At 60.7% G+C, this 19,393-nt stretch carries 20 protein-coding genes; 10 read left to right on the forward strand and 10 right to left on the reverse strand.

Going from position 1 to position 19,393, the window contains the following annotated elements; all coding sequences use genetic code 11:
* Positions 1 to 25: 25 nt before the first annotated feature.
* Positions 26 to 1,567: a trimethylamine methyltransferase family protein gene (locus tag AB4K19_RS06645; protein ID WP_375227658.1), complete on the forward strand. Its 1,542-nt coding sequence runs from the start codon at positions 26 to 28 to the stop codon at positions 1,565 to 1,567.
* 2 nt (positions 1,568 to 1,569) lie between these two features.
* Here AB4K19_RS06645 and AB4K19_RS06650 read toward each other — a convergent pair whose 3' ends face one another.
* Positions 1,570 to 1,860: a DUF6477 family protein gene (locus AB4K19_RS06650; RefSeq protein ID WP_375227659.1), complete on the reverse strand. Its 291-nt coding sequence runs from the start codon at positions 1,858 to 1,860 to the stop codon at positions 1,570 to 1,572.
* 334 nt (positions 1,861 to 2,194) lie between these two features.
* On the opposite strand from AB4K19_RS06650, the gene AB4K19_RS06655 reads away from it, so the two are divergent.
* Positions 2,195 to 3,361: a DUF6456 domain-containing protein gene (locus AB4K19_RS06655; RefSeq protein WP_375227660.1), complete on the forward strand. Its 1,167-nt coding sequence runs from the start codon at positions 2,195 to 2,197 to the stop codon at positions 3,359 to 3,361.
* A gap of 111 nt (positions 3,362 to 3,472) precedes the next feature.
* A complete protein-coding gene (gene lipA / locus AB4K19_RS06660; RefSeq protein WP_375227661.1) occupies positions 3,473 to 4,432 on the forward strand; it encodes a lipoyl synthase in 960 nt (319 codons plus the stop codon).
* A gap of 3 nt (positions 4,433 to 4,435) precedes the next feature.
* Here lipA and AB4K19_RS06665 read toward each other — a convergent pair whose 3' ends face one another.
* The 3 genes from AB4K19_RS06665 to hpt all read right to left on the reverse strand — a co-directional run bounded on the left by AB4K19_RS06665 (position 4,436) and on the right by hpt (position 6,471).
* Complete coding sequence (locus AB4K19_RS06665; protein WP_375227662.1) at positions 4,436 to 5,326, reverse strand: c-type cytochrome; 891 nt, start codon at positions 5,324 to 5,326, stop codon at positions 4,436 to 4,438.
* An 8-nt stretch (positions 5,327 to 5,334) separates the two neighbouring features.
* A complete protein-coding gene (locus AB4K19_RS06670; protein WP_375227663.1) occupies positions 5,335 to 5,811 on the reverse strand; it encodes a c-type cytochrome in 477 nt (158 codons plus the stop codon).
* A 117-nt stretch (positions 5,812 to 5,928) separates the two neighbouring features.
* A complete protein-coding gene (gene hpt, locus AB4K19_RS06675; RefSeq protein ID WP_375227664.1) occupies positions 5,929 to 6,471 on the reverse strand; it encodes a hypoxanthine phosphoribosyltransferase in 543 nt (180 codons plus the stop codon).
* A gap of 69 nt (positions 6,472 to 6,540) precedes the next feature.
* On the opposite strand from hpt, the gene AB4K19_RS06680 reads away from it, so the two are divergent.
* Both AB4K19_RS06680 and AB4K19_RS06685 read left to right on the forward strand, forming a co-directional pair.
* Complete coding sequence (locus tag AB4K19_RS06680; protein WP_375227665.1) at positions 6,541 to 6,993, forward strand: type II toxin-antitoxin system RatA family toxin; 453 nt, start codon at positions 6,541 to 6,543, stop codon at positions 6,991 to 6,993.
* Positions 6,990 to 8,273, forward strand: coding sequence for an MmgE/PrpD family protein (locus AB4K19_RS06685; RefSeq protein ID WP_375227666.1), 1,284 nt, complete (start codon positions 6,990 to 6,992; stop codon positions 8,271 to 8,273). The genes AB4K19_RS06680 and AB4K19_RS06685 overlap by 4 nt, the downstream gene beginning before the upstream one ends.
* Here AB4K19_RS06685 and AB4K19_RS06690 read toward each other — a convergent pair.
* From AB4K19_RS06690 to ispD, 4 genes are read right to left on the reverse strand one after another with little or no spacing between them, the layout of a single operon-like run.
* Positions 8,255 to 8,749 (reverse strand): CinA family protein, encoded by a 495-nt coding sequence (locus tag AB4K19_RS06690; protein ID WP_375227667.1) that lies wholly within the window; start codon positions 8,747 to 8,749, stop codon positions 8,255 to 8,257. The genes AB4K19_RS06685 and AB4K19_RS06690 overlap by 19 nt on opposite strands.
* Positions 8,736 to 9,230: a phosphatidylglycerophosphatase A family protein gene (locus AB4K19_RS06695; protein WP_375227668.1), complete on the reverse strand. Its 495-nt coding sequence runs from the start codon at positions 9,228 to 9,230 to the stop codon at positions 8,736 to 8,738. Before AB4K19_RS06695 ends, AB4K19_RS06690 begins: the two co-directional genes overlap by 14 nt.
* Positions 9,227 to 9,706 carry a 2-C-methyl-D-erythritol 2,4-cyclodiphosphate synthase gene (ispF, locus tag AB4K19_RS06700; RefSeq protein WP_375227669.1) on the reverse strand — a complete coding sequence of 160 codons (480 nt, stop codon included), beginning with the start codon at positions 9,704 to 9,706 and terminating at the stop codon, positions 9,227 to 9,229. Before ispF ends, AB4K19_RS06695 begins: the two co-directional genes overlap by 4 nt.
* On the reverse strand, positions 9,687 to 10,361 hold the full coding sequence (gene ispD, locus AB4K19_RS06705) for a 2-C-methyl-D-erythritol 4-phosphate cytidylyltransferase (protein ID WP_375227670.1): 675 nt from the start codon (positions 10,359 to 10,361) through the stop codon (positions 9,687 to 9,689). Before ispD ends, ispF begins: the two co-directional genes overlap by 20 nt.
* A gap of 177 nt (positions 10,362 to 10,538) precedes the next feature.
* Between ispD and dusB the strand changes: the two genes are divergently transcribed.
* The 5 genes from dusB to ntrX all read left to right on the forward strand — a co-directional run bounded on the left by dusB (position 10,539) and on the right by ntrX (position 17,741).
* On the forward strand, positions 10,539 to 11,519 hold the full coding sequence (dusB, locus tag AB4K19_RS06710; protein ID WP_436399351.1) for a tRNA dihydrouridine synthase DusB: 981 nt from the start codon (positions 10,539 to 10,541) through the stop codon (positions 11,517 to 11,519).
* Positions 11,516 to 12,604, forward strand: coding sequence for a two-component system sensor histidine kinase NtrB (locus AB4K19_RS06715; RefSeq protein ID WP_436399352.1), 1,089 nt, complete (start codon positions 11,516 to 11,518; stop codon positions 12,602 to 12,604). The genes dusB and AB4K19_RS06715 overlap by 4 nt, the downstream gene beginning before the upstream one ends.
* A 3-nt stretch (positions 12,605 to 12,607) precedes the next feature.
* Entirely contained in the window at positions 12,608 to 13,972 is a 1,365-nt protein-coding gene (locus AB4K19_RS06720) for a response regulator (RefSeq protein ID WP_375227671.1), read from the forward strand.
* A 102-nt stretch (positions 13,973 to 14,074) separates the two neighbouring features.
* A complete protein-coding gene (locus AB4K19_RS06725) occupies positions 14,075 to 16,336 on the forward strand; it encodes an ATP-binding protein (RefSeq protein ID WP_436399353.1) in 2,262 nt (753 codons plus the stop codon).
* Complete coding sequence (gene ntrX / locus AB4K19_RS06730) at positions 16,329 to 17,741, forward strand: nitrogen assimilation response regulator NtrX (protein ID WP_375227672.1); 1,413 nt, start codon at positions 16,329 to 16,331, stop codon at positions 17,739 to 17,741. Before AB4K19_RS06725 ends, ntrX begins: the two co-directional genes overlap by 8 nt.
* 5 nt (positions 17,742 to 17,746) lie before the next feature.
* Here ntrX and AB4K19_RS06735 read toward each other — a convergent pair whose 3' ends face one another.
* Both AB4K19_RS06735 and AB4K19_RS06740 read right to left on the reverse strand, forming a co-directional pair.
* Positions 17,747 to 18,775 carry an ester cyclase gene (locus AB4K19_RS06735; protein ID WP_436399354.1) on the reverse strand — a complete coding sequence of 343 codons (1,029 nt, stop codon included), beginning with the start codon at positions 18,773 to 18,775 and terminating at the stop codon, positions 17,747 to 17,749.
* Positions 18,776 to 18,827: 52 nt separating this feature from the next.
* Positions 18,828 to 19,376 (reverse strand): hypothetical protein, encoded by a 549-nt coding sequence (locus tag AB4K19_RS06740; RefSeq protein ID WP_375227675.1) that lies wholly within the window; start codon positions 19,374 to 19,376, stop codon positions 18,828 to 18,830.
* Between the last annotated feature and the right edge of the window lie 17 nt (positions 19,377 to 19,393).

The raw sequence follows: 19,393 nt of genomic DNA on the forward strand, positions 1-19,393 counted from the left end.
GTTACGCCGGACGGAGGTTGGGAACATGGCTGGAGCAGAACGCAGACGGGCACGCGGTGGTGGCGGAGCCGCACGACGTGCCGCGCGCAGTGCAGTGTCGTTTGAAACGGCTAAGTACATTGAGCGGAATATCCCGAACTTCGAGGTGCTGAACGAAGAGGCGCTCGAAATTATCGAATACAACGCTGAAACTGTGCTCGAAGAGATCGGCGTGAACTTCGTCGAGAACCCGGCGGCACTGGAGCGCTGGAGAGAAGCCGGCGCGGACATTGACGGTGAACGTGTCCGTATCCCGCGTGGACTTGCGCGCAAACTCTGCAGCACCGCGCCCTCAACCTTTACACAGCACGCCCGCAATCCTGAGCGCAGCGTTGTCGTCGGCGGGCGCAATCTGGTGCTGGCGCCTGTCTATGGCCCGCCGTTTGTGCGCGACAATATGGGCGGCCGCCGATACGCGACCATGGAAGATTTCCGCAAATTCGTGAAGCTGGGCTATATGTCGAAGTGGCTGCACCACTCGGGCGGCACGGTCTGCGAACCCACCGATCTGCCGGTGAACAAGCGTCACCTTGATATGCTGCACGCTCATATGACGCTGAGCGACAAGCCGTTCATGGGGTCAGTGACCGAACCCAGCCGCGCGCAGGACAGTGTTGAAATGTGCGAAATCCTCTTTGGTAAGGATTTCGTTCAGGAAAACACCGTGATGACCTCGCTGATCAACATCAACTCGCCGATGACTTTTGATGACGTGATGATGGGCGCGCTGGAAGTATATGCGAAAAACAACCAGGCCTGCATCATTTCCCCGTTTATCGTGGGCGGTGCAATGGCGCCGGTTTCGGTCGCGGGTACGCTCACGCAGGTGCTCGCAGAAGTGCTCGCGGGTATTGCGTACAGTCAGCTCATCCGCCCGGGCGCCCCTGTGATCATGGGGGCCTTTGTCACTTCGATCGATATGAACTCGGGCGCACCGACGTTCGGTACGCCTGAGGCCTCGCACATAACCTATGGTGCGGGCCAGCTCGCGCGCCGTCTGGGGCTGCCATACCGCTCCGCCGGGTCTTTCTGTGGCTCGAAACTGCCGGATGCCCAGGCCGCGTATGAAACGGCGAACAGCCTGAATATGGGGCTGCTGTCGGGCGTGAACTTCATGCTGCATGCCTGCGGCTGGCTGGAAGGCGGGCTTGTTTCTTCCTTTGAAAAATTTGTCATGGATGCCGATCAGCTGGGAACGCTGCATCACCTTGCGCAGGGTGTGAGTGTCGACGAAAACGCCCAGGCGCTGGATGCGATCCGCGAAGTCGGACCTGGCGGGCACTATCTGGGATGTGCCCACACACAGGAAAACTTTAAATCCGCATTCTGGAAATCCGATCTGCTGGACTACAAGCCCTATGAGACCTGGGAAGACGAGGGTGCGCGCGATACGCAGGTGCTTGCGGCACTTCGGGTCGAAAAGATGCTGGCTGATTATCAGCAGCCGGCCATCGATCCGTCGGTCAACGAGGCGCTTTCCGACTACATTTCACGCAAGAAGGCGGAAGTGCCGGACAGCTTCATGTAAGTTCAGGCGGTCTGCGATGCCTTGAGCACGCGGGCCTCACCCAGCATGGCGATAAGCACATCAACATGGCGTACAAGACTGTAGGCTGTGTCCCCGTTCAGGCGCTGTGTGTTCAGCCCCGCCTCAATTTCCATCAGCCGCAGCAGTGAGGCGGCGTGGCGGGGCAGGTTGCCATATCCGAGCAGCCGGGGCAGGTGGGTTGACCGGCGGTAATCATCTGCGCCAATTCTGGCCGCCCGCATAAGCAGTCGTGGACGGCGCAGGGCGTGAAGCATTGATAGTACGTCTTGCATCTGTGTCTTCCTTTGTCCTGCGGCAGCAGCTTTTGACTGCTAGCCGGATGAGGACACTATGACACAACCAGTCCGGGTGTTGCGCCGGAGCGCGCCGCGCGTACCGGGATGCCAGGGTTCTGTTAAGGGTGATGAACAAAGTCTGACCACGCAGAATGTGGCGGGACTGTTGCGCATTTGTGCAAGATACCGTGCGTTGGTTTAAATACTGTTTATTCAATAGATACAATACTATCGGGAATGCCGGATATTAACGATCAGGTAACTATATTCTCCTCTAGGTTGCAGTCCAAGTCTGAATGCAACTCGTGGCAGGGGATGGTTACGGTAAGTTATGATGACACCAGAGGATTACCCACAGGTCCGCGACAGGACCACCGAAGACAAGGCAATGCCCGACTGGGTGCCTGCATCTGCACAGATGTACCTGGCCCATACCGAGGCAGGCCTGCCCATCAGGGCGCTGGCCCGCGCGGCTGGCTGTCATGCCTCGACCGTACTGCGTCAGATCCGGCGCATTGAGACACGCCGTGACGACCCGCTGGTCGATGCGGCGCTCCGTACCCTGGGTCAGGTGCACTTTCACAGCCCGCGGCCTGACAATGAGTTTGAAAAGGATCCGCTACGTATGAGTTTCCAACAGAAAATCACTTCAGCTGACAGTGAAACAGATGATGCCCTGCTGATGGCGGAAGCACGCCGTGTCCTGCGCCGTCTGTGTGAAAAGGGCGCGGTCCTGGCGGTTGCCACGGACATGGAAAAAGCCGTGATTGTACGTGACGGTGCCGCAGGTCAGGCGACGCGCACTGGTGTCGTGGAACGGTCGGTGGCCGAGGCGATGGCGCTGAAAGACTGGATCACACCGGCAAAATCGGGGCGGATCACCCGTTATTCCATCACGGCGGCCGGCCGCACCGCACTCGAGACCATGCTTCAACAGGGCGACGACACCAAAGTCCCTGGTTTTGCGGATGCGCAGACGCCTTTTGCCGGGCAACATCGTGAGTGGGGCGAGAAAACGCTGCCCGATGCGGATACCGGACGTCCCAGACGGATGCGCTACAACCTTGCGGAAAGCCCGCTCACAGCGCTTGCCCGTCGCCGGGACAAAAACGGCGAGAACTTTCTGAGCGACGAACTCGTGACCGTGGGCGAACGTCTGCGCGAGGATTTCGAACTGGCCCAGATGGGACCACGCGTTGCCCAGAACTGGGACCGTTTCCTGACGGCAGGCGGGAACGACACTTATGTACCGGACAGCGGCGTGGGCGACGGCCCGGCCAACGCGCGCAAACGGGTGGCGGATGCGCTGGCGGACCTCGGGCCGGGCCTGTCCGACGTGGTGCTGCGGTGCTGCTGTTATCTGGAAGGGCTTGAAACAGCTGAGAAAAAGCTCGGCTGGTCGGCCCGCTCGGGCAAGATCGTGCTCCGAATCGCCCTTATGCGCCTCAAGCGTCATTATGACGAAACAGTTGGCCCCGGCGGCCCGCTTATCGGCTGAGGCCCGGGCCGCGCCGGACGCAGGGCGGCTATGCGCCCTGCGACAGCCGGGCCGGTTGAACCGTACCCGTCAATAGCGTTAGACAGGTGGAAATCGAACCGGAGATCCACCATGGCCACCCGCGATCTGAAAATTCCTGCACAGCGCCACCCTGAAAAGGCGCGGCGCCCTGACAATCCGCAGCCCAAGAAACCCGACTGGATCCGCGTGAAAGCGCCCGGCGGAAAGGGGTATGCAGATACGGCCCGTATCATGCGGGAAAACAATCTGGTCACGGTCTGCGAAGAGGCAGGCTGCCCGAACGTGGGCGAATGCTGGAGCCAGGGTCACGCCACCATGATGATCATGGGCGAGGTCTGCACCCGCGCCTGCACGTTCTGCAACATTGCAACCGGCAAGCCGCCTGAAGCGCTTGATGCCTTTGAACCGGGTCGTGTGGCCCATGCGGTCGAAAAGCTTGGTCTGAACCATGTGGTGATCACATCGGTCGACCGTGATGATGTGGAAGATGGTGGTGCAGATCACTTCGCCCAGACCATCCGCGCGATCCGCCACCGCAGTTCGGGAACCACCATTGAGATCCTGACGCCGGACTTTCTGAAATGTGACCCGTCGGTCCTGGAGACAGTGGTCGAGGCGCGCCCGGATGTTTTCAACCACAACCTTGAAACAGTTCCGGGCCTTTACCCGGAAGTACGGCCCGGTGCGCGCTATTTCCATTCGCTGCGCCTGTTGCAGCGGGTCAAGGAACTGGAACCGTCAATGTTCACCAAGTCGGGAATCATGGTGGGCCTCGGTGAAGACCGCCAGTCCGTGATCCAGGTTATGGAAGACATGCGCGCGGCCGACATCGACTTTCTGACCATCGGTCAGTATCTGCAGCCCACACCGAAACACCACCGGGTCGACCGCTTTGTGACGCCTGATGAATTCAAAGCCTATGAAAAGGCGGCCTATGGCAAAGGCTTCCTGATGGTTTCGGCCACGCCGCTGACCCGGTCGTCCTATCACGCAGGTGATGACTTTGCCCGTCTGCGGGACGCACGCAACAAGAAGCTCGGGCTTGGCTGACGCTCAGCGCACCGTTTCAACCCGCAGCAGATAAGCCGCCAGGGCTTCCCGGTCTGCTTCGGGCAGTTTCGCCAGGTTTTCGACAACCACGGCCATGTCGCCGCCCGCGCTGTCGTACTCAGGGGTCAGCCCGCTGGTGAAATAGGCAGTCAGATCCGCGGCGGACCAGCCAAGCACCCCTGGTGTGATGTTAGGAATGCGACCCTTGCCGGTGGGTGATGGCGCGCCCGCCAGCCACCGGTTGCGGTTCAGCCCGCCCAGCACATCCCGTTCTGTATGGCATTCGCTGCAATGCGCGAGAGCCTCCGCGACATACCGACCGCGGGTTTCCTGTGGGTTCAGATCGCCCTGCAGATGAAAATCCGCACTCTGGTTCAGAAGCTTCCAGATGCCCAGACCGCGCCGGATGTTAAACGGAAAGCCCAGATCATGAGGCTGGCTTTCGGTCGCGGATGCGGGAAGCGTGCGCATGTAGGCAAATAGATCACCCGCGTCCTGATCCGTCATGAACGCATAAGCGGTGTAGGGAAACGCCGGGTAATAATGCTGTCCGTCCGGTGAGACACCCCGCGTCACGGCCTGCGCAAATTCCGCCTCAGTCCAGCGGCCGATACCCGCGTCAGGATCGGATGAGATGTTGGGGGCGTAAAACGTCCCGAAGTCTGTGACAAAAGGACGGCCACCTGCCAGAACCGGTGCATCGGTTTGCCCGGCACCCGGGTCCACATGACAGGAGGCACAGCCGGCAGCCGCAAAAACAAGAGCACCGGCTTCGGGATCGCCGTCATGCAGAACGGTCTGCGCGGGCAGGGTGTCCGGGCGGGTTATCACCCAGAAAACCAGCGCCCCACCGGCCACCAGAAAAACGGCCAGACGGATCAGCCCGCGCAGCATGCCGCGCCTCAGTTTCGCGGACCGCGGTACGCCTTGTGGCAGGTACCGCAGCTCGCGCCGGCCGCCTGCATTGCCGCGCGCAGTGCATCAAGGTCCTGACCCGCGGCGGCCACGAGACCATCTGCGGCTGTCTCCAGACCGACGGCTGCTTTTTCAAAACCGGCGGCATCGCTCCAGATTTCAGCCTTGGCGCGGGTGCCGGGGACGTCGCCCTGAACGGTTCCCTCGGTCCACAGAATGCTGCGGTCCAGTTTGGCCACTTTCGCCAGGCTGGTTGCTGCAGCCGTTGCCGTTTCTGTGCTGAATTCTGTTTCTCCTTTGGCCATCGCGCCCAGGATGCCCATGTTGTAGGCAATGAGAGACATCTGCGCGTTGCGCGCTTTGACGGCAGGGTTGGTGTCGGAATGTCCTCCGCCAAATGCTGTGCCCACTGTGGTTGTAACGGCCAGTGCTGCGATCAGAGGAAGAATTACCCGCTTTTTCATAATTTCAGGTCTCCAGAAATGTGTTTCGGACAAGCGCACCTGAGCACAAAGGTAGCGCATTCCCGGCAAAGGTATAGTCACAACCTCTTGTGCGGGGCAGCCCGGTGGACCTGGTGATCAGTCGCCCGTGAAGCGGACGGACCCGATGAAAGGCAGATTTCGGTTCCGCTGGGCAAAGTCGATGCCATAGCCCACCACAAATTCGTCGGGAATTTCAAACCCGGTCCAGTCCGCTCTGAAATCAACTTCGCGACGGCTAGGTTTATCGAGCAGGGCGATTGATTTCAGCCGCGCGGGCTTACGGCTTTCCAGCAGGTGCGTGACGTGGTTCAGCGTATGTCCGGTGTCCACGATATCCTCGACCACCAGCACATCGCGGCCTTCGATGGCTCCGCGGAGATCCTTGAGAATGCGGACCTCGCGGCTGCTTTCCATCCCGTCGCCGTAACTGGATGCTTCCAGAAAATCGACCTCAATGGGCAGATCGAGTTCCCGCACCAGATCGGCGATGAACACAAAACTGCCGCGCAGCAGGCCGACCACCACCAGCTTGTCCGTGCCGCCGAATTCGTCCTGGATCTCCTTGCAAAGGCTCTCGATCCGCGCCGCGATGGACTTGGCCGAGATCATTTCATCTATGACATATGGACGCGAGGGCATCGGAAATACCTTGATCTTGGGGTTGGGACATACGACATGGATGGCTAACCTCTGAGACACGACAAAGCAATGCCGACACACTCTGAAACCAGAAAACTGCCCTACAGTGCGCAGCAGATGTATGACCTTGTAGCGGATGTGGCGCGCTATCCGGAATTCCTGCCCTGGTGTTCAGCCGCACGTATCCGGTCGGTGACACCGCAGGGCGACCAGGAGATCATGGAAGCCGACCTTGTCATCAGCTTCAAAGTGTTCCGCGAACGGTTCACCAGCCGGGTCGAGCTGACCCCGTCGCAGCACCTTATCGATACCGAATACCTCGACGGGCCCTTTCGATACATGAAATCCAACTGGGCGTTCCGGGACTGCGAAGGCGGGGGCTGCGAGGTTGAGTTTTTTGTCGATTTTGCTTTCCGTAATATGATCCTGCAGCGTCTGATCGGTGTGGTGTTCAACGAGGCAATGCAACGGATTGTCCGCGCCTTCGAAACCCGCGCCCGCGCGCTTTACGGTCCGTCATGAACATCACCGACCGTCTTCTGACCCTGGCACAGGCCAAAACGGACGCAGAAGCGCTGGAGATGATGCAACTGTCCCTTGCTGACTGGGCCGCCTGTGGCATAGCGGGGGCGGAAGACCGGGCGTTTGATGGATTTCGCGCGACTGTGACGGGACAGGCCGGCACCGGGACGGTAACGGTTTTTGGGGGTGGTCGCATTCCGCCGGCGGGTGCCGCCCTGATCAATGGTACGCTGAGCCACGCGCTGGATTATGACGACACGCATTTTGCCCATATCGGGCACCCGTCAGTTGCTGTTGTCCCGGCTGTTCTTGCGCTGGCTGAGGAACGGGACATTCCTTTTGCGGAGATGTGCGAGGCCGCGCTGACCGGTGTGGAAGCCTCCATTCTGGTGGGCCAATGGCTGGGACGCGGCCACTACCAGACAGGTTTTCATCAGACAGCGACCGCAGGTGCCTTCGGCGCGACCCTTGGTGCCGCACGCCTGCTGGAGCTGACCCCGGACCAGACGCGCATGGCGCTGGGGCTCTGCGCGTCGATGGCCTCGGGTCTGAAATCCCAGTTTGGCACCATGGCCAAACCCCTGAACGCGGGACTTGCGGCGCGGACTGGGATCGAGGCGGTTCTCTGGGCTGCGGCTGGTGTGACCGCAGCGTCTGATGGTATTGCCGGACCTCTGGGATTTGGTCCGACGCACCATGGATCAGCGGATGAAACAGCGCTGCCTGATGCGGGATCACCGGCGCGTCAGATTTTGCAGATCAGCCACAAGTTTCATGCCTGTTGTCACGGCCTGCACGCCATGCTTGAGGCGGTTTCAAAGATGAATGTCACCGCAGAACACGTTGATAGAATTATGATTTCGACGCACCCGCGCTGGATGACTGTCTGCAACCAGCAAAATCCGGAAACGGGTCTCGCGGTCAAGTTCTCCTACCCGCATACCGCGGCGATGGCCCTGGCGGGGATCAGCACCGCAAACATCGCGCGCTACACAGATGAGTCCGCATGCGATCCGCAACTTGTTGCCCTGCGTGAACGTGTCACCGTGCAGGAAGATGATACACTGTCAGAAATGCAGGCCCGCATCCTGGTCATGAACAATGACGGCTCAGAGGTGTCCGGATTTCACGATCTGGCGGCGCCCGTATCGCTCGCGGAACGGCGGTCTCGTCTGATGCGCAAAGCGGTGGCACTCATCGGGGCGCGGCGCGCAGATACGCTCTGGTCAGCTGTCGATACCGGAGATTTCAGGGCGTTTGTTCAGGTGATCGGCGACTGAAGTGCCTTCATCAGCAAGGCCAGCGCATGATCACAGGCGGCCTGCCGCACGCGGGATCTGCCGGGCGCGCCGAATTCCACGGTCTCCGTGTTCACGCCATTTTTTGTGGCAAGTCCAAAACAGACCCGGCCTTCCGGTTTGAATTCTGAACCACCCGGTCCGGCGATCCCGGTTACGGAAACCGCCAGCTGCGCGCCTGAATAGGTCAGTGCGCCAGTGGCCATTTCCTGTGCCACTTCTTCTGACACCGCACCATGCGCGGAGAGCGTCACCTCTGAGACGCCCAGCATCTGAACCTTGGCTGCATTTGTGTAGGTCACGAAGCCGCGCTCAACGACCGCGGATGCACCGGGAATGTCAGTCAGAGCGGCAGCGATCATGCCACCGGTACAGCTTTCAGCCGTTGCGATCATAACGCCGGAACTTTTCGCGTTTTCAATAACCTGTGCGGTGGCGCGTCCGTCACCCGATCCCATGGTAAAGCCCCGCCAGAACCAACACGCCGACAGCTGCGAAAACGCCGGCAATCACATCATCCAGCATCACACCCAGCGCATCCCCGCGCCGGTCCGCCCAGCCCACAGGGCCCGGTTTCAGGATATCAAACAGGCGGAAGAGGGCGAAAGCTGCGATCCAGCCCGGCCACATCACCAGAATGTTCAGCCCCATCGACCATGCCGCCCAGGAGATCGGCAGAAGTGCTATCCACTGGCCCGCAAGTTCATCGACGACGATTTCAGAGGGGTCATGATCCGTGCTGTCCCGCGTCATAACGGATGTGGCCCACCAGCCTTTGATGAAGGCCGCGATCACGCCCAGAAGTAGCAGCGGAAAGCCCCCCAGAACATGCAGCAGCCAGGCCCAGGGCAGGGCAATGAGCGATCCCCAGGTGCCGGGCGCCGGGCGGATGTATCCCACGCCCAGGACCGTACCGATCATCCGCGCGAGACCCGTCATGCGCTGACCAGTGCAGCGGTTGCGATACAGGCGATCCCTTCGCCGCGCCCCGTGAAGCCCAGCTTTTCAGACGTGGTTGCTTTAACCGACACACGCGCCTGATCGACGCCCATAAGACGCGCCATTTCCTGCCGCATGCTGGCCGCGTGCGGGCCGATCTTGGGGAATTCACAGATCAGCGTACAGTCGATGTTGCTGATGGCGAACCCCATGGAGCGCGCAAGGTCTGCGGCATGTTTGAGAAAGATTTCGCTGGCGGCACCTTTCCACTGTGGATCGGACGGCGGGAAATGCTGGCCGATGTCGCCCCGGGCCAGCGCGCCGTAGATGGCATCTGTCACGGTGTGCATGCCCACATCGGCATCGGAATGCCCGACGAGGCCCTGGTCATGCGGAATGCGCACGCCGCACAGAATGACGTGATCCCCCGGCCCGAAGGCGTGCACGTCAAAGCCATTACCCAGTCTGATGTCCATCCCGTGCCCTCAGTATGCGCTCGGCCCGAGCAAAGTCTTCGGGCAGCGTGATTTTCAGATTGTCCTCATCCCCGGCGGTGATGGCAACCCCATGGCCGGCGCGGCGTGCGAGCCCGACATCATCATCAGCTCCATCGGGAAACCGCGCATGCGCATCCAGGATGAGATCAAGGGCAAACCCCTGCGGCGTCTGCGCCCGGAAGAGCCCCGCGCGGTCCTGTGTTCCGGTCACAAAGCCGTCCAAACCGGTCCACAGCGCATCAACAACGGCAACAGCCGGAGCAGCAGCATTCTGCGCGGTCAGAGCCGAAAGCACCCCGTCAATGGTTGCCTTGGACACACAGGGGCGTGCGGCGTCATGGATGAGAACGGTGTCACAGCTGCTGTGCACTGCTTCAAGGCCTGCGCGCACAGACGCACTGCGTGTTGCGCCGCCGGTGACGGTCTGCACGTCGCTCAGACTGGCCGACGCAACCAGATCGCGGTCGTCCGGGTGGATCACAAGGACGACCTGCGCGATGCCCGGATGGCTTGTAAAGGCCTGTAAAGAATGTGCAGCAACAGGGCGGCCCAGCAAGGACCGCCATTGTTTCGGGGTGCCGCCACCGGCGCGGGTGCCGCGACCAGCTGCGACGACGATTGCTGCTGTCTTCATGTGCCCCCCGACCTGCTCGCCTCTGTCTATGGCTTTGACCGGCGTCTGGCAATCATCTGATGTGCTGCCTAAAAAACAGGCAAACACCGTTGTGATGGTATTCAGTCGGACGGCTAATATTGAGAAAATGCTGCGAAATTGATAGATCAGAGCCAGTTGCACAAGGATTAGGCATTTATGGCTGCTGCGCCGCCCTTCGATATGACCCCACCGGTTCTTCTGGCCCCGATGGCCGGAATCACCGACCTGCCGTTCCGGGATCTTGTTGCAGGTTTCGGCGCCGGGCTGGTGGTCTCCGAGATGGTCGCGAGCCACGATATGCTGAATGCACGCCCCGGCAGCCGCGAAAAGGCCGAACTCGGGCTGGGCCATACCGGGACCGCGGTTCAGCTTGCCGGGCGCGAGGCTGCGCCGATGGCCGAAGCTGCGCGTATGGTCGAAGGGCAGGGTGCGGCGGTTATCGACATCAATATGGGTTGCCCCGCCAAAAAGGTGACGCAGGGCTACTCCGGATCCGCCCTGATGCGCACGCCCGATCATGCGCTCACGCTCATCGAGGCTGTTGTGCGCGCAGTGAAAATCCCCGTTACGCTGAAAACGCGGTTGGGTTGGGATGACAACATGCTCAATGCGCCGGACATCGCGCAGCGCGCGGAGAGCGCTGGCATTACGATGATCACGATCCATGGCCGGACGCGGTGCCAGTTCTACAAAGGATCTGCAGACTGGGCTGCGATCCGGCGCGTGCGGGATGCGGTGTCCATTCCCGTGATCGCAAATGGCGACATTGTGGATGCCGATAGTGCAAAGCAGGCGCTTGCCCTGTCCGGCGCGGACGGGATCATGATCGGACGGGGCGCGCGGGGGCGCCCCTGGCTGCTTGCGGATGTTGCACACCGGCTCTGGGGCACAGAGGCACCCGAAATTCCGTCCGGACGGGCGCTGAGCGACATGGTGCAGACGCACTACGAAAACATGATCCGGTTTTACGGTGAAACGCTTGGTCTGCGCGTCGCGCGCAAACATCTTGGCTGGTACATGGACACCTGCAGCACACCCGACGAGCTGCGGCGTGCTGTGCTGACCGCTGATACGCCCGCTGCAACAGACAGATTACTGGCCGAGGCCTGTGACGCACCCTGTGGAGTCGCGGCATGAACTCCGACAAGAATATCTGGGCCAGCCTGCCTGTGCCGACCCTGATCATCGGGCCGGATGACCGGATTGTGGACATCAACTCGGCCGCCGAAGGGTTTCTGAATGTCTCAGCCCGGTCCGTGCGCGGTGTGCCTGTCTGGGATCAGATCGCGGTCAATGATCCGCTGGAGGCCGCGTTTGAACGCTCGCGCGACAGCGGGACGCCTTTGTTCGTCAATGATGTGGATGTGGGCAGCGGCGAACGTGCTCCGATGCAGTCCGACCTTCAGGTGGCGCCACTGACCGGCAGTGAGGGGCATATGATCCTGATGATCTCGCCCCGTGAACTGGCGGGACGCATGACGCAGAATCATTCGGTCAAATCAGCTGCCAAATCGGCCATCGGCATGGCTGAAATGCTGGCCCATGAAATCAAAAACCCGCTGGCGGGCATCACCGGGGCCGCACAGCTGCTGAGCATGAACCTGGGCGCCGAAGATCTGGAGCTGACGGATCTGATCGTCGAGGAAAGCCGGCGGATCGTGAAGCTGCTGGGGCAGGTTGAACAGTTTGGTAACCTGTCGAGCCCGGACTTCCAGCCCGTCAATATCCATGATGTCCTGGACCGCGCGCGGCGTTCGGCGCTGCTGGGTTTTGGCGCGCATATGAAGATTGTCGAGGACTATGACCCGTCTCTGCCGATGTCCTGGGGGGATCCCGACCAGCTGCTGCAGGTTGTTCTCAACCTGATCCGTAACGCCTCGGAAGCCTCGCGTGGCAAACCTGGTACGATCCGGCTGCACAGTTATTTCGAGCATTCTTTCCGGCTGCGTCGTTCCGACGGGACCGGCCAGTCGCTGCCATTGCAGATCGAGATCATTGATGATGGCCCGGGCCTGCCCGAGGCGATCAAGGGCGATGTTTTTGAACCTTTTGTCTCGGGCCGCGAAAACGGCACCGGTCTGGGGCTCGCGCTGGTCAGCAAGATCATCTCCGATCATGGCGGCTGGATTTCCGTGACCTCCGTTCCCGGTCGTACCGTTTTCAGAATTTCACTGGCGCGCGCGCCCCGCGACGCCGCACAAATGTCACTCAGAGAGGAATAACAGATGGATGGTACCGTCCTGGTTGCCGATGACGACCGCACGATCCGCACAGTTCTGACCCAGGCCCTGACCCGCGCTGGCTGCCGGGTGCATGCGACCTCGAGCCTGACAACGCTGATGCGCTGGGTCAGCGAGGGCAAGGGCGACGTGGTTATCTCTGATGTCATGATGCCGGACGGTAACGGGTTGGAAATGCTGCCTAAAATCAGTGAGGACCGCCCGGGTCTGCCGGTCATTGTGATTTCGGCACAGAACACGATCATGACGGCGATCCAGGCCGCCGAGGCAGAGGCCTATGATTACCTGCCGAAACCGTTCGATCTGCCCGATCTGATGAAGCGCACCGCGCGTGCGCTTGAGACCCGTCAGCAGTCGAAACGCGCGCCGGCACCCGGCAATGAGCGCCCGGATGATCTGCCGCTGGTGGGTCGCACGGCAGTTATGCAGGCGCTTTACCGCATAGTGGCACGCGTGATGAATACCGATCTGCCGGTGCTGGTCTGGGGCGAATCCGGCACGGGCAAATCCCTGATCGCGCGGGCTATTCACGATTTTTCCGACCGGCGCAGCCTGCCGTTCGTCACCGCAACAGGCGCGGATCTGCAGGAGCTCGAAGGACCGGCCCGGCTGCTGGCGCGGGTCAAGGGGGGCACGCTGCTGATCGACGAAATCGGCGACCTGTCCGAAGAGCTTCAGGCGCGCGTGGTCCGGATGATGGACACGCCCGGTGAATATGCCCCGCGGTTTCTGGCGACCAGCCAAAGCGATCTGAACGCTGCGATGGAAAAGGGCGAAATGCGCAAGGACCTTTATTACAGGCTCAGCGGCGCGACGTTGATGGTGCCGGCGTTGCGGGAGCGGGTAGATGATATTCCGCTGCTGGCAGAGCACTTTCTGGCCCGTGCAGAGGCCGCCGGGGCCGCCGCACGCAGTCTGTCTGAGGCAGCGGCTGAGATTTTCCGCAACTATTCCTGGCCGGGCAACGTACGCCAGCTGGAGAACGCGATCCGCCGGCTGGGTCTTACCAGCCGCGCGGCTGAGATCACAGCGTCAGAGGTGGAGCAGGTGCTCGGCGCACAGCCAGACCTCGAACCCATGCGGGCCGCGGGCAATACCGAAAAACTGGGTGCATCGGTAGAGCGCCACCTGCGGCGTTACTTCGACCTGCACGGTAATATGCTGCCGCCAGCAGGCCTTTATTCCCGTATTCTGCGCGAGGTGGAGGCACCTTTGATCGAAATTGCCCTCGAGGCGACGGGCGGAAATCAGGCCAAATGCGCCGATCTGCTGGGGATCAACCGGAATACGCTGCGGAAAAAAATCACTGATCTCGATATTGAGGTGACACGCCGCCGTAAATTGATGTAAAACCGCAACACAAACCGTGGCACATGGGGGACACTTCTCGTGGAGACCACAAAATAGAGCGGTCTGGTGCCAGGTGCGCCACATCATAGGTGAGGATATCGGGTGGCATCCCGTGTGGAAAAGTCACTGCGACTGCGGTTGGGGCGTCTGCGCCGCTTAAGGCGTGTGCGCAATGTGGCCACGCTGGGTCTTGTTGTGCTGGGCCCCGTTCTGGCGCTGGCCACCTATCTCATTCTGGGCCCTCTGGGCGAGGCCAGCACAACGCTGAGCCTGCGGCTGATTCTGCTGGCAGATCTCGTTTATATACTTGTGGTTGCGGCGCTTGTGCTGGCGCAGGTCGGGCGGCTGATCGCGGCGCGGCGGGCCAAATCAGCGGGGTCGCGGCTGCACCTGCGCCTGACCGGCGTTTTCGCCTCTCTCGCTCTTATTCCGACTGTCACGGTCGCCATCTTTTCAGGTCTGACGGTGAATGTTGGCCTTGAGGGGTGGTTTTCCGACCGTGTACGCGAGGTTGTCGGCAATTCTCTGGCTGCGGCACAGGCCTATGAGGACGAACAGCGCGAGGACCTGGCAGAAGATGCCCTGGCACTGGCCGAATCCATTGATGAGGCGCGCAGAGCCGGAATTCTGATTTCGGACAGCGATCTGCTGAGCGAAGGTCAGCGGCAGATCCAGCGGGGCCTTCGCGAGGCCTATATGATCGACGGGACACGCGAATTGCGTGCCCGTGGTGAGCGGTCATACCTCTTCAACTACGAAGAACCGACGGCCGCGCATATCCGTGACGCCCAGCAGAATGAAGTTGTGATCATCGAGGACTGGCCAAACAACGAGTTCCGCGCGCTGGTTATGCTGACTGCCTTTACCGACCGATATCTGTATGTGAGCCGCGACGTTGATGGCGAAATCCTTTCGCTCATAGATGAAACCCAGGAAACGGTGCGTCTTTATCAGCAACTGGAAAATGATCGCGGACGGCTGCTTTTTGACTTCGGGCTTCTCTATCTTGCCTTTGCGCTCATCCTGATCCTGGCGGCGGTCTGGCTGGGGCTGTGGTTCGCGGAGCGACTGTCCGGTCCTGTGGGCCGGCTGACCGGCGCGGCGCAGCAGGTTGGTGCAGGGGACCTGGACGTTCAGGTGCGCGAAGAAGTCGGCGACGACGAGATTGCCATGCTGGGTCGCTATTTCAACCAGATGACCCGTCAGCTGAAGGTGCAGCGCGAGACGCTGATGGACAATACCCAGCAGATCGAGCGCCGCCGCAGGCTGTTTGATTCTGTTCTGAGCTCTGTGACGTCCGGTGTGGTCGGTCTGGACCCTGATGGCCGGATTACATTTGTGAACCGCAGTGCCGAACGGTTGCTGGACTGGAACGGTGACCGTCAGACTGTTGCTCTTTCGGTTGCCGTGCCGGAGTTCGGCCCTCTGTTCGAAACCCTCAAGAAAGCGCCGGAGGAGGTGGCACAGGGCGAGGTCAAGGTCAGCCGTCAGGGGCGGCGCGAAAACCTTCTTGTCCGGATGGCCACCCGGCGCAGCGAAGACGGCAGGCTCGAAGGATACGTTGTGGCGTTTGATGACGTCACCGATCTGGTCAGCGCCCAGCGGATGGCGGCCTGGGGCGATGTGGCCCGCCGCATTGCGCATGAGATCAAAAACCCGCTTACGCCCATTCAGCTGTCTGCAGAACGTATCAAACGCAAGTTTGCCTCCCGCGTGGGCGAAGACAGCGAGGCACTCGAACAGATGACCGGTGTGATCGTGCGGCAGACCGGCGATCTGCGCAGAATTGTGGACGAGTTCTCCAAATTTGCCCGTATGCCCGAACCCGACCGTAAGCCGCTTGATCTGAAACAACTGGTCCACGACGCGGTTCTGCTGCAGCAGACAGGCCAGCCGGATGTGCGTATTACTGCGTCGCTGCCTGACGATAAAGTTGAGGCGGAGCTGGACGGCACAATGATCAGCCAGGCGCTGACAAACCTGATCAAGAACGCCGGGGAAGCCATTGATAGCCTGAAGGAAAAAGGCACACCGGAAGGTCATGAACCACAGATCCGGGTCGAGATGGCGCTGCTGGCCGGCCGTGCCCGCGTGACCGTCGCCGATAACGGGATCGGCCTGCCCGAGGACCGGGCCCGGCTGTTCGAACCCTATGTGACGACCCGCAGCGAAGGCACGGGCCTGGGACTGCCGATCGTCAAAAAGATTATTGAGGAGCACGGCGGCAGCCTCGTGCTCGAAGATGCGCCTGTGTTCGGCGGGCAAACCCATTCCGGTGCAATGGCGGTAATAACACTGCCCTGCCTGACAACTGATGCACCGCAAAAAGAAACGACTCAGGAAGGAACCGAAACCAATGAGTGATATTCTGATTGTTGATGACGAACGCGACATCCGCGAGCTGATCTCTGACATCCTGAAGGACGAGGGGTTCGCGACGCGGCTGGCTGGGAATTCGGACGACGCGATGGCTGCCATCAATGGCGAGCCACCCGCGCTGATCATTCTGGATATCTGGCTGAAGGACAGCCGGATGGATGGTATTGATATCCTCAAGGCCGTGCGCCGCGACAATCCGGATGTGCCGGTGGTGATCATTTCCGGCCATGGCAACATCGAAATTGCCGTGGCTGCGATCAAGCAGGGCGCTTACGACTTTATCGAAAAGCCTTTCAACATTGACCAGTTGCTGGTCGTGATCCGGCGCGCCATGGAGACCTCCCGGTTGCGGCGCGAAAACCAGAGCCTGCGCCGTCGTGACGATACGCGCTCTGAGATGATCGGCAGTTCACCGGCGTTCCGTACGCTCGTGAGTAACCTCGACAAGGTGACCAAATCGAACGGACGCGTGATGCTGACCGGACCTGCGGGCAGCGGCAAAGAGGTTGCGGCCCGGTATATTCACGCCAATTCCAACCGCGCGGATGGTCCGTTTGTGACCGTCAACTGTGCCGGCGTCGCACCCGACCGGATGGAAGAGGTGCTGTTCGGGCGGGAAACACCGGAGCGCGGTGTGGAACCGGGTCTGCTCGAAGAGGCCCATGGCGGGATCATCTATTTCGATGAGGTCGCCGATATGCCGATCGGTACCCAGTCGAAAATCCTGCGCGTGCTCGTGGATCAGCAGTTCCAGCGGGTTGGTGGCAATGACAAGGTGCGGGTGGACCTGCGGGTGATTTCTTCGACGAACCGGGATCTTGAGGAAGCCATTGCGGCAGGAACGTTCCGCGAGGAGCTATACCACAGGCTGAACGTGGTGCCGATCCGGGTGCCAGCTCTCGAAGAGCGGCGCGAGGACATTCCTGAGCTCGCGCGTCATTTTATCGCCGAGATGAACACATCGCAGGGTCTGCCGTTTCGGGAGCTTACCGATGATGCCGAGGCGTTGATGCAGACGATGGTCTGGCCCGGAAATGTCCGGCAACTGAAAAACCTGATCGAACGCGTGCTGATACTGGGTGACGGTAACGGTGAGATCGAGGCGCGGGAACTGCCGGGCAATGAAGAGGGCGGCGGTGATCAGAACCGGGTTGTTCTGTCCGGAGCACTGGCCACTCTGGCACTGCGCGAAGCGCGCGAAGCCTTTGAGCGTGAATATCTGCTGACGCAGATCAACCGGTTTGGTGGCAATATTTCCCGCACCGCTAACTTTGTCGGCATGGAACGCTCCGCGCTGCACCGCAAACTCAAGTCTCTGGGCGTTGTGACCTCAGCAAAATCCGGTGCACGCGTGGCACAGCTGGACGAGGAACCCGAAACGGCGGACTGATCCGGTCAGGCGCCGATTTCGGCCAGGATGTCATGTCCCTGCATTTTGAGGAAATGCAGGATATCGATGAAAATCCAGTTCTCCGCCAGGCGGTCTCCGTCCCGCCGGTAAATGTCGACCACACGCATATCCGCGCGTGCGTCTGAGGCCGGGAACCCCATAAATGTCCCGCTGTTGGTCAGCGTCAGGTTCGGCCATCCAAAGAAGCCGCCATAGTTCCCTTCGGCCATCCGGCACAGGTGCCCGTTAAAGGCGCGGTCACTGATGTGGGTGCGGAACGGGCCCTGGTGCTGTTCGATATACCGGTCGATCGTATAGGTCGCGCCGATGCCCGCGGGCCCCCACCACAGCATGTCCGTGTTCCAGTCAATGGCCAGTTCGTCCCGCGGATGCAGCGGGTCTGCGGATGCATTGGCCTCATCAATACTGCCGATCATATTGTTGATCCGCGCAAGGGTAATTTCTGATGCCTCCGGGTCACCGGCCGTGAACTGCAAACCGTCATGCGTCAGGGGTCCGGGCTGGATCAGATGCGCACCCGTCTGCTCGGTACGCAGGGGGTTCAGCCCTGCCTGCAGCATAAGGTGGATCAGATCGACAAAAAGCGCCGATTCCACGATCTGGCCGTCCCGCACCTTGTGAAACTCCGCATAGCGCAGCATGGCGATTTTGCGGGTGGGCGGGATGCCCAGAAACGCCGCATCAAAGAGCCCCATCAGATGGCCCATCGAACAGGTCCACTGGCCCTGAAACCCGTCAATTTCATTCAGACCGGCGAAAAAGATGTCCTCGCGCCGCTGCACGCTGCTGAAAGCGCTCAGAAAGGGCTGCCAGAAGGTCTGAGCGATCGCTGAGGGGCCGGTCTGCTCGTGGAACGGATGCATGCCGTACCAGTGGCAATCCGTGCTCATGTAGCGCGACAGCACCTCTGCCATACCGGCAGCGTCTGCACCGGCCATATCGGCATAAAGACTGCGGACCAGCGATTTGGCGGGCTGCAGATCGGGCGAAATACGGGGAATCGAAACACTCATGCGCAATGAGTAGAAAGCCGTATCCCCCGGTGCCAGCGCAAAAGCGACAAAATCAGCCCGGGGAGTTCAGAATCTGCCAGGTTTTGTCTTTGTTCCGCGAAATACAGCTGTCGGCGGTGAGTGGCGGCAGCACGCGGGTCACGGCAGGTATCGCATTACGCGTCACATCTGCCGGACAGCGCGGGATGCTGACCTGGTTGTACCCGCGCGCGGTCATGCACTGGTCGGTGACGCGTGCACGCAGCCCTGCGTTGACATCCACGGTGTAAACCGCCCCAGGCTCAAAGAACCCGCCGCGGGTATAACAGGACCCGTCATGGTGGCAGATGCGTCGGGCCGGGTAGTATTGCGGCGGTTCGCGGCGCACCTGGTTGGACACCGGAACGTTCTGTGCTGCGCTGACCTGACAGCTCAGAAGGTCGCTTTCCAGCCGCGAAACCTCGGCGCCGGCGTCATAGTACATGGTCACCGGGGCACAGGAGGCCACCAGCGACAGGCATGTCAGGAACCGCAGGGCAGGCAGAAACTGTTTCATACCCGTATATTGCATGGCCCGGGCAGGCGGGACAATTGAATTGACCGCCTCAGAGCCATCTGCCATTCAGAAGGTCCGGAAAT

Origin of the sequence: Roseobacter phycocola (genome assembly GCF_042055075.2) — a bacterium.
Taxonomy (GTDB): domain Bacteria; phylum Pseudomonadota; class Alphaproteobacteria; order Rhodobacterales; family Rhodobacteraceae; genus Roseobacter.

Excerpts from the sequence above, each read along its gene's own strand:
- AB4K19_RS06645 (WP_375227658.1), top strand. The coding sequence starts at position 26 with ATGGCTGGAGCAGAACGCAGACGGGCACGCGGTGGTGGCGGAGCCGCA.
- AB4K19_RS06650 (WP_375227659.1), bottom strand. The coding sequence starts at position 1,860 with ATGCAAGACGTACTATCAATGCTTCACGCCCTGCGCCGTCCACGACTG.
- AB4K19_RS06655 (WP_375227660.1), top strand. The coding sequence starts at position 2,195 with ATGATGACACCAGAGGATTACCCACAGGTCCGCGACAGGACCACCGAA.
- lipA (WP_375227661.1), top strand. The coding sequence starts at position 3,473 with ATGGCCACCCGCGATCTGAAAATTCCTGCACAGCGCCACCCTGAAAAG.
- AB4K19_RS06665 (WP_375227662.1), bottom strand. The coding sequence starts at position 5,326 with ATGCTGCGCGGGCTGATCCGTCTGGCCGTTTTTCTGGTGGCCGGTGGG.
- AB4K19_RS06670 (WP_375227663.1), bottom strand. The coding sequence starts at position 5,811 with ATGAAAAAGCGGGTAATTCTTCCTCTGATCGCAGCACTGGCCGTTACA.
- hpt (WP_375227664.1), bottom strand. The coding sequence starts at position 6,471 with ATGCCCTCGCGTCCATATGTCATAGATGAAATGATCTCGGCCAAGTCC.
- AB4K19_RS06680 (WP_375227665.1), top strand. The coding sequence starts at position 6,541 with ATGCCGACACACTCTGAAACCAGAAAACTGCCCTACAGTGCGCAGCAG.
- AB4K19_RS06685 (WP_375227666.1), top strand. The coding sequence starts at position 6,990 with ATGAACATCACCGACCGTCTTCTGACCCTGGCACAGGCCAAAACGGAC.
- AB4K19_RS06690 (WP_375227667.1), bottom strand. The coding sequence starts at position 8,749 with ATGGGATCGGGTGACGGACGCGCCACCGCACAGGTTATTGAAAACGCG.
- AB4K19_RS06695 (WP_375227668.1), bottom strand. The coding sequence starts at position 9,230 with ATGACGGGTCTCGCGCGGATGATCGGTACGGTCCTGGGCGTGGGATAC.
- ispF (WP_375227669.1), bottom strand. The coding sequence starts at position 9,706 with ATGGACATCAGACTGGGTAATGGCTTTGACGTGCACGCCTTCGGGCCG.
- ispD (WP_375227670.1), bottom strand. The coding sequence starts at position 10,361 with ATGAAGACAGCAGCAATCGTCGTCGCAGCTGGTCGCGGCACCCGCGCC.
- dusB (WP_436399351.1), top strand. The coding sequence starts at position 10,539 with ATGGCTGCTGCGCCGCCCTTCGATATGACCCCACCGGTTCTTCTGGCC.
- AB4K19_RS06715 (WP_436399352.1), top strand. The coding sequence starts at position 11,516 with ATGAACTCCGACAAGAATATCTGGGCCAGCCTGCCTGTGCCGACCCTG.
- AB4K19_RS06720 (WP_375227671.1), top strand. The coding sequence starts at position 12,608 with ATGGATGGTACCGTCCTGGTTGCCGATGACGACCGCACGATCCGCACA.
- ntrX (WP_375227672.1), top strand. The coding sequence starts at position 16,329 with ATGAGTGATATTCTGATTGTTGATGACGAACGCGACATCCGCGAGCTG.
- AB4K19_RS06735 (WP_436399354.1), bottom strand. The coding sequence starts at position 18,775 with ATGAGTGTTTCGATTCCCCGTATTTCGCCCGATCTGCAGCCCGCCAAA.
- AB4K19_RS06740 (WP_375227675.1), bottom strand. The coding sequence starts at position 19,376 with ATGGCAGATGGCTCTGAGGCGGTCAATTCAATTGTCCCGCCTGCCCGG.